This is a genomic window from Streptomyces sp. NPDC057253 (assembly GCF_042669125.1).
Lineage (GTDB): Bacteria > Actinomycetota > Actinomycetes > Streptomycetales > Streptomycetaceae > Streptomyces.
In genome coordinates this window covers 1-12,554 of the sequence record NZ_JBHUXV010000104.1, presented here as the reverse complement: position 1 = coordinate 12,554, position 12,554 = coordinate 1, and the positions used below count along the sequence as shown (strand labels likewise).

Below are 12,554 nucleotides of genomic sequence, written 5' to 3'. Positions count from 1 at the left end.
GCGGACGTCTTTGTTCAGTTCAGAAACAATTTACTCTCGGTTTCGTCCACAGGTCGGTCCACACGGTGGCCGATACGCCGGAGCCGGTTAGGCTCTAGTCGCCAGGCTCACCATCCAAGAAGGAGATGCTCGTGCCGTCCATCGACGTCGTCGTAGCCAGGGAAATCCTCGACTCGCGAGGCAACCCCACCGTCGAGGTCGAGGTCGGCCTCGACGACGGCAGCACCGGTCGTGCCGCCGTCCCGTCCGGCGCCTCCACCGGTGCCTTCGAGGCCATCGAGCTGCGTGACGGTGACCCGAACCGCTACCAGGGCAAGGGTGTCGAGAAGGCCGTCCTCGCCGTCATCGAGCAGATCGGCCCGGAGCTCGTCGGCTACGACGCCACCGAGCAGCGCCTGATCGACCAGGCGATGTTCGACCTGGACGCCACCGACAACAAGGGCTCGCTCGGCGCCAACGCCATCCTCGGCGTCTCGCTCGCCGTCGCCCACGCCGCCTCCGAGGCCAGCGACCTCCCGCTCTTCCGCTACCTGGGCGGCCCGAACGCGCACCTGCTGCCGGTGCCGATGATGAACATCCTGAACGGCGGCTCGCACGCCGACTCCAACGTGGACATCCAGGAGTTCATGATCGCCCCGATCGGCGCGGAGTCCTTCTCCGAGGCGCTGCGCTGGGGCACCGAGGTCTACCACACGCTGAAGAAGGTCCTGAAGTCGAAGGGCCTGTCCACCGGCCTCGGCGACGAGGGCGGCTTCGCGCCGAACCTCGAGTCCAACCGCGCCGCGCTGGACCTGATCCTCGAAGCGATCAAGGAAGCCGGTTACATCCCCGGCGAGCAGGTCGCCCTCGCCCTCGACGTCGCCGCCTCCGAGTTCTACAAGGACGGCAAGTACCAGTTCGAGGGCAAGGAGCGCTCCGCCGCCGAGATGACGGAGTACTACGAGGAGCTCGTGGCGGCCTACCCGCTCGTCTCCATCGAGGACCCGCTGTTCGAGGACGACTGGGCCGGCTGGAAGGTCATCACCGACAAGCTCGGCGACAAGGTCCAGCTCGTCGGCGACGACCTGTTCGTCACCAACCCCGAGCGCCTGGCCCGCGGCATCGAGGAGGGCACCGCCAACGCCCTCCTGGTCAAGGTGAACCAGATCGGCTCGCTCACCGAGACCCTGGACGCCGTCGAGCTCGCCCAGCGCAGCGGCTTCAAGTGCATGATGTCCCACCGCTCCGGCGAGACCGAGGACGTCACCATCGCCGACCTCGCCGTCGCCACCAACTGCGGCCAGATCAAGACCGGCGCCCCGGCCCGCTCCGAGCGCGTCGCCAAGTACAACCAGCTCCTGCGCATCGAGGAGATCCTCGACGACGCCGCGGTGTACGCCGGCCGCAGCGCGTTCCCGCGCTTCAAGGGCTGAGGGGCTTCAAGGGCTGACCCGTACAGGGTCACGCCTTAGCCAGTCGTACGTACGTCCCCGTACCGGTCCCGTACCGTGTGCGGGGACGTACGCACGTAGAAGGGGAGGCGGAGAGCCGATGGCCGTGAAGGACCGGGACCGTTTCTCCACCGCGACCAGGATCAAGCTGCTCGGCGAGCAGACCGCGGCCCGGGTCTACCGCTCCCAGACCAAACGCCAGGCCCGCCGCTCCCGGCTGACCGGCCGGGCCGCGCTGCTCGCCCTCGTGGTGTGCACCCTGGTGGTGGCGCTGGCGTACCCGATAAGGCAGTACGTCTCGCAGCGCGCCGAGATCTCCGATCTCCAGCGGGAGAAGGCACAGGCCGCGGAGCGGGTCGAGAAGCTGCGCGATCTCAAGGCGCGCTGGCAGGACGACGCGTACGCGGAGCAGCAGATCCGGCAGCGGCTGCACTACGTGCTGCCGGGGGAGACGGGTTTCGTCGTCGTCGACCCGGACGCGGCGAAGCAGTCCCGCACCGACCTCGGGGCGGCCGACCGCCCGTGGTACTCCAACGTCTGGGACGGCGTCGACAAGTCCGACGCCTCGGATCAGTGAACCGACCGATGGACCGATAGAAAGACAGGCATGGAAACGCCCCCGCCCTCCACTCCTCGCACCGAGCCCACCGACGCGGACGTCGAGGCCTTCAAGCAGCAGCTCGGGCGGCCGCCGCGCGGGCTGCGGGCGATCGCGCACCGCTGCCCCTGCGGGCAGCCGGACGTGGTGGAGACGGCCCCCCGTCTCCCCGACGGCACGCCCTTCCCGACGACGTACTACCTGACGTGCCCGCGCGCCGCCTCGGCGATCGGCACGCTGGAGGCGAACGGCGTCATGAAGGAGATGACGGAGCGGCTCCAGGCCGATCCGGAGCTCGCGAAGGCGTACCGGGCGGCCCACGAGGACTACCTCGCCCGCCGGGACGCCATCGAGGTCCTGGAGGGCTTCCCCAGCGCCGGCGGCATGCCGGACCGGGTGAAGTGCCTGCACGTCCTGGTCGGCCACTCGCTGGCCGCGGGCCCGGGCGTCAACCCGCTGGGCGACGAGGCGATCGCGATGCTGCCGGAGTGGTGGCGCAAGGGGGCGTGCGTGAAGCCCTTGGAGCCGCCGACCGGTGAGGGGTGGCAGGTGGACGTCTCCGAGGACGGCAAGGGCCACTTCGCCTTCAAGCCCCTCGACACCGAGGAGGACACCCAGTGACCCGCGTCGCCGCCATCGACTGCGGTACGAACTCCATCCGGCTCCTCGTCGCGGACGCGGACCCGGCCACCGGCGAGCTCGTCGACCTGGACCGCCGTATGACCATCGTGCGGCTGGGACAGGGCGTCGACCGGACCGGGCGGCTGGCCCCCGAGGCGCTGGAGCGGACCTTCGCGGCCTGCCGGGAGTACGCGGCGGTCATCAAGGAGCACGGCGCCGAGCGGCTGCGGTTCGTCGCCACCTCCGCCTCCCGGGACGCGGAGAACCGGGACGACTTCGTCCGGGGCGTCCTGGACATCCTCGGCGTCGAGCCCGAGGTGATCTCCGGGGACCAGGAGGCCGAGTTCTCCTTCACCGGGGCGACCAGGGAGCTCACCGCCAGCGACCACCTGGCCAGGCCCTACCTGGTGGTGGACATCGGCGGCGGCTCGACGGAGTTCGTGGTGGGCGACGACCATGTACGGGCCGCGCGCTCCGTGGACGTGGGCTGCGTACGGATGACCGAGCGGCACCTCGTCCAGGACGGGGCCGTCAGCGACCCGCCCACCCCCGCGCAGATCACCGCCATGCGCGCCGACATCGAGGCCGCCCTCGACCTCGCCGAGCGGACCGTGCCGCTGCGTGAGGCGCGCACGCTGGTCGGGCTCGCCGGGTCCGTCACCACCGTGTCGGCGATCGCCCAGGGGCTGCCCGAGTACGACTCGGCGGCCATCCACCACTCCCGGGTCTCCCACGACCGCGTCCGCGAGATCACCGACTGGCTGCTGCACTCCACGCACGCCGAGCGCGCGGCCGTCCCCTCCATGCATCCGGGACGCGTGGACGTGATCGCGGCGGGCGCCCTGGTGCTCCTCGCGATCATGGAGCGGATCGGTGCCGAGGAGGTCGTCGTGAGCGAGCACGACATCCTCGACGGCATCGCGTGGTCGGTCGCCTAGGCCTCGCCGGGCACCTCTGCTGAGCAGGCAGAACAACGTATGAGCACCTTCGAGGGGCCCTTCGGGGCCCCTCTTCGACGTGCCGCCGAGAAAGTTCGTGAAGTTCTTCACAAGGAATTGGGCCCTGTCGGGCGACGAATCTGGCCCGGTTGGCCCTTACGGGGGCCCAACACCCGTGTGAACACGTTCAAAAGGGGGAGATGCGGGCCTCGGGCGAGGGGTGCGTGAGGGGCTCGCGAAGGCGGCTCACAAGGGGGTCCGCAGCACGGAGAGGCAGCTCACGCGGCATTGACAACGGTGATCCCTATACCGTGGTTCCCGTTCGGCGCCATGACCTGGATCACGCGAGTCGCGGAGGATAGCACACCCTCTGCAAGAGCTTGTGAAGGGGCGCACGAGCGACCCCCCTGAGGCGGGTGGATACTCGATGCCATGAGCACCACGGAGCGTCCCAGGATCCTCGTAGTAGGCGGTGGGTACGTAGGCCTGTACGCAGCTCGGCGCATCCTCAAGAAGATGCGCTACGGCGAGGCGACCGTCACGGTCGTCGACCCCCGGTCGTACATGACCTACCAGCCCTTCCTCCCCGAAACCGCCGCCGGCAACATCTCCCCGCGCCACGTCGTCGTCCCGCTGCGACGCGTGCTGCCGAAGGCGGAGGTTCTCACCGGCCGGGTCACCACCATCGACCAGGACCGCAAGGTCGCCACGATCGCCCCGCTGGTGGGCGAGGCGTACGAGCTGCCTTTCGACTACCTGGTGATCGCGCTCGGCGCGGTCTCCCGCACCTTCCCGATCCCCGGCCTCGCCGAGCAGGGCATCGGCATGAAGGGCATCGAGGAGGCCATCGGCCTGCGCAACCACGTGCTGGAGCAGCTCGACAAGGCCGACTCCACGACCGACGAGGAGATCCGCCGCAAGGCGCTCACCTTCGTCTTCATCGGCGGTGGCTTCGCGGGCGCGGAGACCATCGGCGAGGTCGAGGACATGGCCCGCGACGCGGCCAAGTACTACACCAACGTCTCCCGCGAGGACATGCGGTTCATCCTCGTCGACGCCGCCGACAAGATCCTCCCCGAGGTCGGCCCCAAGCTCGGCCAGTACGGCAAGGAGCACCTGGAGAGCCGCGGTGTGGAGATCTACCTCTCCACCTCGATGGACTCCTGCGTGGACGGCCACGTGGTCCTGAAGAACGGCCTGGAGGTCGACTCCAACACGATCGTGTGGACCGCCGGCGTCAAGCCCAACCCGGTCCTCGCCCGCTACGGCCTCCCGCTGGGCCCGCGCGGTCACGTGGACACCGCCCCGACCCTCCAGGTCCAGGGCACCGACTACATCTGGGCCGCCGGCGACAACGCCCAGGTCCCGGACGTCGCCGCCCGCAAGGCCGGCGTGGAGAACGCCTGGTGCCCGCCGAACGCCCAGCACGCGCTGCGCCAGGCCCGGGTCCTCGGCGACAACGTGATCTCCGGGATGCGGGGCTTCCCGCAGAAGGAGTACGCGCACTCCAACAAGGGCGCGGTCGCGGGTCTCGGCCTGCACAAGGGCGTCGCGATGATCGTCATGGGCAAGATGAAGATCAAGCTCCGTGGCCGTCTCGCCTGGTACATGCACCGCGGCTACCACGGTCTGGCCATGCCGACCTGGAACCGCAAGGTCCGCGTCTTCGCCGACTGGACCCTCGGCATGTTCCTCAAGCGCGAGGTCGTCTCCCTCGGCGCGATGGAGCACCCGCGCGAGGAGTTCTACGAGGCCGCGCGCCCCGTACCGGCCGCCGAGCCGAAGAAGACCGAGGCGAAGGCCTCCTGATCCGCCCGGGTGACCCGGCCCGCTCGGGTCACCCGACCGGCTCCGGTCGCTGATCCACCCGAAGGACCTCCCGCCATCCGTGGTGCGGGAGGTCCTTCGGCGTTCTTTGGGAGTGACCATGACCGTGCCGTTGTTTACCCGGGTGGACAATTCCGGGATCCTCGTCACGGAGGTGTGGATCATGGCGGATGCCGCACTGCGGCTGAAGAGTCTGCTCGAACAGTTGTTGGGTGCCGAGCTGCCGGTACGGATCCGGGCCTGGGACGGCTCACAGGCGGGACCACCGGACGCGCCCACCCTGGTCGTCCGCAACCGCCGTGCCGTGCGCCGGCTGCTGTGGAAGCCCGGCGAGCTGGGCCTGGCCCGCGCCTGGGTCGCCGGGGACCTCGACATCGAGGGCGACTTCTACGGCGCCCTCGGCCTGCTCTCCGGCCTGGTCTGGGAGCGCGCCGAGACCCGCTCCGCGCTCCGTGTCCTGCGCGACGCCCGCACCCGCGCCGCGCTGTTCGGACTCGTCCGGCTCGGCGGGCTGCCGCTGCCCCCGGCCCCGCCCCGCGAGGAGATCCGCCGGGTCCGCGGCCATCTGCACACCCGGCGCAGCGACCGGCGGGCCATCAGCCACCACTACGACGTCGGCAACGGCTTCTACGAGATCGTCCTCGGCCCGTCGATGGTGTACTCCTGCGCCTACTGGCCGGACCAGGACGCCCCCCTGGAGCAGGCCCAGCACGACAAGCTCGACCTCGTCTGCCGCAAGCTCGCGCTCCAGCCGGGGCAGCGGATCCTCGACGTCGGCTGCGGCTGGGGCTCGATGGCGATCCACGCCGCCCGCGAGTACGGCGTGCGCGTCGTCGGCATCACCCTCTCGCACGAGCAGGCGGCCTACGCCCGCAAGCGCGTCGCGGACGCCGGGCTGACCGACCGGATCGAGATCCGGGTCCAGGACTACCGGGACGTGGTCGACGGGCCGTACGACGCGATCTCCTCCATCGGCATGGCCGAGCACGTGGGGTCGGAGAAGTACCTGGAGTACGCCCAGGACCTGTACCGGCTGCTCGCGCCCGGCGGGCGGCTGCTCAACCACCAGATCGCGCGGCGCCCGATGTCCGACGAATCGGCGTACGACCTCGACGAGTTCATCGACGCGTACGTCTTCCCCGACGGCGAACTCGCCCCCCTCGGCACCACCGTGACCCTGTTGGAGCGGGCCGGGTTCGAGGTGCGGGACGTCGAGTCGATCCGCGAGCACTACGCCCACACGCTGCGCCGCTGGGTCACCAACCTGGAGTCCGGGTGGCAGCGGGCGGTCCGGCTCACCGGCCCGGGCCGGGCCCGGGTCTGGCGCCTCTACATGGCCGCCTGCGCCCTCGGCTTCGAACGCAACCACCTGGGCGTCAACCAGGTCCTCGCCGTCAGAACCCCCGAATCCGGCGCCTCCGGCCTGCCGTTGCGCGCCCGCACCTGGAACCGGGCCTGAAGAAGGGGCCCGCCGCTGTCACGCGACGGGCCCCGACAGGCCGTTGACTACTCCGCCTTGATGGCCGACAGCATGTTCATGCGGGCCGCCCTGCGGGCCGGCCACAGGGCGGCGAGGATGCCCACCGTGGCCGCGAGCAGCAGGAAGACCGCCATCCGGGCCCAGGGCAGGACGAGTTCGTACGTCGCCATCCTGGCGCCCAGCAGCTCACCGGCCGCCCAGCCGAAGAACACGCCCAGGCCGATGCCGAGCACCCCGCCGAACAGGGAGATGACCAGGGACTCCAGACGGACCATCCGCTTGATGCCCTTGCGGTCCAGGCCGATCGCGCGCAGCATGCCGATCTCCTGGGAGCGCTCGAACACCGACATGGCCAGGGTGTTGATGACACCGAGGACCGCGACGAGCACCGCCATGGCCAGAAGGCCGTAGAGCATGTTCAGCATCAGCGTGAACATCTGCGCGATGGAGTCGGAGAGGTCCTTCTTGTCCTGGACCTTGACGGCCGGGTTGGAGCCGAGGGCCTTCTCCAGCCGGTCCTTGGTGGCGTCCGAGGCGCCGCCGGACGTCTTCAGCATGACCTGCATGTCCGACGCGTCCCTCAGGTGCGGGGAGAGCGTCGCGGTGTCCAGCATGATGCCGCTGATCAGCTCGTTGCCCTCGTAGACCCCGGCGACCGTGAGCCGCTGCGCCTTGCCGTCCTCGTAGTGGACGGTGAAGGTCGAACCCGCCCTCCAGCCGAAGGACTTGGCCCTGTCCTTGTCCACGACCACCTGGGTGCCGCCGACCTTGAACGAGCCGTCGTCCACCGTGAGGTCGGTCAGCTTCCCGATCGCCGAGCCGTTGACGCCGGTCAGGTACTCGGTCTCGCCGTCGATCCGGGAGGCCGCGTTGCGCAGCGGGCTGACCTCGGTGACGCCGTCGACCTTCGCCAGCTTCTTCTCGACGTCCGGGGAGAGCTCGTTGCCGTTCGCCATGGAGACGACGTAGTCCGCCTTGACGGCCGCCGTGGCCATCTTGTCGATCGACTTCTGGAGGCTGCCCGCCATCACCGTCATCCCGGTGATCAGGGTGAGGCCGATCATCAGCGCGGAGGCGGTGGCGGCCGTACGGCGCGGATTGCGCACCGAGTTCTGCCGGGCCAGCTTCCCGGAGATGCCGAACACGCGCATCAGCGGGGCCGCGGCCGCGATCAGCGGGCGGGACAGGAGGGGCGTGAGGATGAAGACGCCGATGATCAGCAGGACCGCGCCGAGACCCATGGGGGCCTGGCCGTCCGAGCCGTCCATCGTGGTGGCCGCCAGGATCACGGCCACGCCCGCCCCGCTGAACAGCGCGCCCAGCGTGTTGCGCAGCACCAGCGACTTGGTGGTCGCCTTCGCGTGCAGGCTGCTCATCGCCGCGACCGGCGGGATCTTCGCCGCCCTGCGGCCCGGCAGCCAGGCCGCCAGCATGGTCACCAGGACGCCGACCGCGAGGGCCGCGCCGACCGTGCCGGGCGTGATGACCAGCGGTCCGTCCGGGACGGTCGCGCCGAGCGTGCCCATGAGGGACCTGAGCCCGGCGCCGATGCCGATACCGGCCACCAGGCCCGTCACGGCGGCCACCAGACCGACCACGAACGCCTCGATCAGCACCGACCGCGTGACCTGCCTGCGGGACGCGCCGACCGCCCGCAGCAGCGCGAGCTCCTTGGTGCGCTGGGCGACCAGCATGGTGAAGGTGTTGGCGATGATGAAGGTGCCGACGAACAGCGCGATGCCCGCGAAGACCAGCAGGCCCTGCTTGAGACCGGACATCGAGGAGGCGATCAACTCGGCCTGGTCGTCGGCGAGTTCCTTGCCGGTCGTGGTCTCGACGGTGGCCTTCGGGAGCGCCTCGTCCAGCGCCGCCTTCAGCGCGATCTGGGAGGTGCCGGGGGCCGCCTTCACATCGATCTCGTCGTACGTCCCCGGCTTGCCGAACAGCTTCTGGGCGGTGGCCGTGTCGAACAGCGCGAGGCTGCCGCCGGCCGCGACATTGCCGTCGTCGGTGGTGAAGATGCCGGTGACGACCGGCTTGAGCACCGGGCCGTCGACCGAGATGCGTACGGTGTCGCCGACCTTGTAGCCGGCCCGCTCGGCGGTCTCCGAGTCGATCGCGACCTGGTTCGCGCCGTGCGGGGCCCTGCCCTCGGCCAGCGGGTACCGGGGGTCCTCGGCGCCGTAGTAGTTGCCGCCCTGGGTCTGGAAGCCGCCGCCGACGAGCTTGCCGTCCTTGTCGGCGATGGCGGTGAAGCCGTTCACGACCCCGATGGCGGAAGCGGCGCCCGGGACCTTGGCGCTCCGGGCGAGCAGGGCCTCGGTCAGTTCGTTGCGCTTGCCGATCGTGTTGCCCTTGTCCTCGCGGGACTCGGGGGTGACGGCCACGTCGACCTGGTCGAAGCCCTTGGCCGAACTCTTCTGGTAGGCCTCGGAGATGGTGTTGGTGAAGACGAGGGTGCCGGAGACGAACGCCACGCCGAGCATCACGGCGAGCACGGTCATCAGCAGGCGGGCCTTGTGCGCGAGGACGTTGCGCAGGGCGGTGCGGAACATCAGGAGGTGCGGCCCTTCGCGTCGAACTGCTTCATGAAGTCGAGGACGTTGTCAGCGGTGGGCTTGTACATCTCGTCCACGATCCGGCCGTCCGCGAGGAACACCACCCGGTCCGCGTAGGCCGCGGCCACCGGGTCGTGGGTCACCATCACGACCGTCTGCCCGAGCTCCCGTACGGAGTTGCGCAGGAAGCCCAGCACCTCGGCGCCGGAGCGGGAGTCGAGGTTTCCGGTCGGCTCGTCGCCGAAGATGATGTCGGGCTTGGAGGCGAGAGCGCGGGCCACGGCGACGCGCTGCTGCTGGCCGCCGGAGAGCTGGGCGGGGCGGTGGCTGAGCCGGTCCCGCAGTCCCACCATCCGGATGACCGAGTCCAGCCACTGCTTGTCCGGCTTGCGGCCCGCGATGTCCATCGGAAGCGTGATGTTCTCCAGGGCCGTCAGGGTCGGCAGCAGGTTGAACGCCTGGAAGATGAAGCCGATCTTGTCCCGGCGCAGCTTGGTCAGCTGCTTGTCCTTGAGCGAGCCCAGCTCGGTCTCGCCGATGCGGACCGAGCCGGAGGAGAAGGTGTCAAGGCCGGCCACGCAGTGCATCAGCGTGGACTTGCCGGAGCCGGAGGGGCCCATGATCGCGGTGAACTCGGCCTGCCGGAACTCGACGGTGACCCGGTCCAGGGCGACCACCTGGGTCTCGCCCTGTCCGTAGATCTTCGACAGATCCGTGGCGCGTGCGGCCACGGTGGTGGCCCGGCCGGCGACGGGTGTGGTGGTCACGGGATGGAACTCCTCGCGGGACGACATCGTTGAAGGACGTCTTCCATCGTGGTGGCCGCATCCCGCCGTGTAGTCAGTCGCAGTCGTGGTTCCGAGGGCAGACTTCGGACGGACCGGGCGGCTCGCCGTCATACCTGGGGATGACGGCGGCCCCTGATTCTCGGCATGCGCGGAGAACAGGTGGAGCGTCCTCGTTCGGGCGGTGAAATTCCGTCATTCCGCATGCGCGGCCGGGCGCCCCGCGTAAGGCTATTGGCAAGTGCGGATGGCCTGTTCCATGGTCTGATGCACCCTCAGACGTCAATAAAATAAGACAACATCGGTCCGCCCGGCCGCTGTTCGGGGGATGCGCCCCGATAGGCTCGGAGACTCAAACGCGGAGCCCATGACCTGCCCGGATGGTGGAATGCAGACACGGCGAGCTTAAACCTCGCTGCCCCTTCGCGGGCGTGCCGGTTCAAGTCCGGCTCCGGGCACTTCCTCGCCCTCGCGGTGGTTCCTCCCGCGTGGGCCGGCACCCCGCCGTCACCCCTCGTAGACGGTCAGGACGGCGCCGTCGATCTCGATCCGGCGGCCCGCGCGCATTCCGTCGCGGCGCAGGGTTCTCAGACAGCTCCGGAACAGAGGCACCTCGTCCGCGTCCAGGACGGCGGCGGCCAGTTCCATGAGTTCTCTCACTGACTCGTCGGTCAGTACGTCGGGCAGTTCGCCGGAGAGCAGAACGACCGATTCACCGGCGGGCCCGCGGACCACGGCCGTGGCCGGCCCGCCATGCACGAACAACACATTCCCCCCTGGGAGCCCGGGGTCGTGCGGCTCTCGCTCCTCGGGCAGGACGAGAGACTAGCGGGGGAGCGCGGCCCTTTCGGGCACAGTCGAATTCTTTTTCCGACTGCACGGAAGAGTGAACATCCCCGATCGCGGACCGCCGTGACCCGACGTCCGCACGGTCACTTCCGGGGTGGGCGGTGAGTGTCTGCGGGCCGTTGGGGTGGTTGGTCGGCTGCGGGTGCGTGGGGGCTGATCGCGCAGTTCCCCGCGCCCCTGGATGCCTGCGGCGGCCTGCGCGGGTCCGACGTGGCGCGCGTGACTGCACCCACCTGGGGGCGCGGGGAACTGCGCGACCGGCCCCCACCGGCCCGCAGCCGACCGACGACCTCGTCACCCTGCCGGACAACTACTGCTTGGGCGTGCGGTCCAGCAGGGATTCCACCAGCGCAGCGACATGGCGGCGGTCGTCCGCCGAGAGTCTCTGGACGCTGGCGATCAGCAGATCCACCTCGGGGTCGGCCGGCTGGCCGGTGGTGCCCTCGGTGCCGTAGACGTGGATGCCGCAGGCCTCCGCGGCGGCGCGGCGGACGGTGTCCAACGGGAGTTCCAGGCCCTTGGACAGTCCCTCGAGGGTGGTCGACTGGGGCATGCGGACGACCCGGTCGGTGGTCGCCAGATGGTGGACGGTGGAGCGCGGAATGCCGCCGCGGCGCGCCACCTCGCCGTAGGACCAGCCCTTGAGGTCCAGGCGCTCACGGATCAACTGCTGGAGTGCGTTGGCCACGGGTGGGTCACTTCCTGCTCGCCGCTCGGCGGAACCGTCCATGTCGGAGCCGATTCTACGGGCGGCGCCGGCCGCCGCCGAAAGGGTGATTCCCCGAACGGGTTGCGCGTCGGCCCCGCGAGGCCCTAGTGTCCAATCTCGTTGGACAGCTCGTCCGACCAAGTTGGACAGAGTGTGGGGGGAACCTGACTCGGTCCGACCGGAAATGCCCATCCCTGAGGGGGAACTGATCATGATGGACGCCCACGAGCTCGAGGCCGAGTCCGCGGAACTGCTGCCGGGCCGCGAGGCCCTCGGGAAGCTGAAGTTCAGCTTCAACCGCACCACGAACGTGACCAAGCACGTCGCCGCCGTCGAGGCCCACAACTCCTCGCTCGCCCTCAACGACCACTCCTTCGGGTCGGTGGCGAGCTCCGGCGCCTCGCAGGCCATCAGCGTCACGCAGTAGCGCCCGCGCACCACCTCCACACCCACTCATTCACCACCACCACCTGGAAGGACATCCATCATGAGCATGGACATGAACGAGCTCGACACCGAGTCCGCGGAGCTGCTGCCGGGCCGTGAGGCCCTGGGCAAGCTGAAGTTCAGCTTCAACCGGACCACCAACGTCACCAAGCACATCGCCACCGTCCAGGCCGACAACCAGTCCGCGGCCGTCAACGACCACTCCGCCTGGTCGGCCGCCGAGTCGCAGGCCTCGCAGTCCATCTCCGTCAAGCAGTGACCCTGCGCTGACGACGGCCGCCGGGGCGGACCGCGCACAGGTGCGGTTCGCCC

Annotated in this window: 12 protein-coding genes and 1 tRNA gene; 9 read left to right on the top strand and 4 right to left on the bottom strand. The window is 69.7% G+C overall.

Features of this window, described 5'->3' with window-relative positions; all coding sequences use genetic code 11:
• Positions 1-125: 125 nt before the first annotated feature.
• From eno to ACFULQ_RS37565, 6 genes are all read left to right on the top strand, one after another.
• Complete coding sequence (gene eno / locus ACFULQ_RS37590) at positions 126-1,412, top strand: phosphopyruvate hydratase (protein WP_062029974.1); 1,287 nt, start codon at positions 126-128, stop codon at positions 1,410-1,412.
• 118 nt (positions 1,413-1,530) lie between these two features.
• Positions 1,531-2,007, top strand: a complete 477-nt coding sequence (locus ACFULQ_RS37585; protein WP_383552920.1) for a septum formation initiator family protein — start codon at positions 1,531-1,533, stop codon at positions 2,005-2,007.
• Between the two features lie 30 nt (positions 2,008-2,037).
• Positions 2,038-2,649 carry a DUF501 domain-containing protein gene (locus ACFULQ_RS37580; protein ID WP_383552917.1) on the top strand — a complete coding sequence of 204 codons (612 nt, stop codon included), beginning with the start codon at positions 2,038-2,040 and terminating at the stop codon, positions 2,647-2,649.
• The gene (locus ACFULQ_RS37575) at positions 2,646-3,587 is read left to right on the top strand and encodes an exopolyphosphatase (RefSeq protein WP_383552915.1); all 942 of its coding nucleotides are present in this window, start codon (positions 2,646-2,648) and stop codon (positions 3,585-3,587) included. Before ACFULQ_RS37580 ends, ACFULQ_RS37575 begins: the two co-directional genes overlap by 4 nt.
• A gap of 432 nt (positions 3,588-4,019) precedes the next feature.
• The gene (locus ACFULQ_RS37570) at positions 4,020-5,396 is read left to right on the top strand and encodes an NAD(P)/FAD-dependent oxidoreductase (protein WP_383552913.1); all 1,377 of its coding nucleotides are present in this window, start codon (positions 4,020-4,022) and stop codon (positions 5,394-5,396) included.
• Between the two features lie 181 nt (positions 5,397-5,577).
• On the top strand, positions 5,578-6,873 hold the full coding sequence (locus ACFULQ_RS37565) for a class I SAM-dependent methyltransferase (protein WP_383552968.1): 1,296 nt from the start codon (positions 5,578-5,580) through the stop codon (positions 6,871-6,873).
• A 47-nt stretch (positions 6,874-6,920) separates the two neighbouring features.
• Here the strand turns inward: ACFULQ_RS37565 and ACFULQ_RS37560 are convergent, their stop codons facing one another.
• Both ACFULQ_RS37560 and ACFULQ_RS37555 read right to left on the bottom strand, forming a co-directional pair.
• Positions 6,921-9,449, bottom strand: a complete 2,529-nt coding sequence (locus tag ACFULQ_RS37560) for an ABC transporter permease (RefSeq protein WP_383552910.1) — start codon at positions 9,447-9,449, stop codon at positions 6,921-6,923.
• On the bottom strand, positions 9,449-10,219 hold the full coding sequence (locus tag ACFULQ_RS37555) for an ABC transporter ATP-binding protein (RefSeq protein ID WP_383552907.1): 771 nt from the start codon (positions 10,217-10,219) through the stop codon (positions 9,449-9,451). The genes ACFULQ_RS37560 and ACFULQ_RS37555 overlap by 1 nt, the downstream gene beginning before the upstream one ends.
• 392 nt (positions 10,220-10,611) lie before the next feature.
• On the opposite strand from ACFULQ_RS37555, the gene ACFULQ_RS37550 reads away from it, so the two are divergent.
• Positions 10,612-10,695, top strand: a tRNA-Leu gene (locus tag ACFULQ_RS37550).
• Between the two features lie 49 nt (positions 10,696-10,744).
• On the opposite strand, the gene ACFULQ_RS37545 is transcribed toward ACFULQ_RS37550, so the two are convergent.
• The gene (locus tag ACFULQ_RS37545; protein ID WP_383552904.1) at positions 10,745-11,005 is read right to left on the bottom strand and encodes a hypothetical protein; all 261 of its coding nucleotides are present in this window, start codon (positions 11,003-11,005) and stop codon (positions 10,745-10,747) included.
• A gap of 391 nt (positions 11,006-11,396) precedes the next feature.
• On the bottom strand, positions 11,397-11,774 hold the full coding sequence (locus ACFULQ_RS37540) for a helix-turn-helix domain-containing protein (RefSeq protein ID WP_383552901.1): 378 nt from the start codon (positions 11,772-11,774) through the stop codon (positions 11,397-11,399).
• Positions 11,775-12,006: 232 nt separating this feature from the next.
• Here ACFULQ_RS37540 and ACFULQ_RS37535 point away from each other — a divergent pair, with 232 nt between their 5' ends.
• Together ACFULQ_RS37535 and ACFULQ_RS37530 are read left to right on the top strand one after the other, a co-directional pair.
• Positions 12,007-12,222: a hypothetical protein gene (locus ACFULQ_RS37535; RefSeq protein WP_383552898.1), complete on the top strand. Its 216-nt coding sequence runs from the start codon at positions 12,007-12,009 to the stop codon at positions 12,220-12,222.
• A gap of 60 nt (positions 12,223-12,282) precedes the next feature.
• Entirely contained in the window at positions 12,283-12,501 is a 219-nt protein-coding gene (locus tag ACFULQ_RS37530; protein ID WP_383552895.1) for a hypothetical protein, read from the top strand.
• Positions 12,502-12,554: the final 53 nt, after the last annotated feature.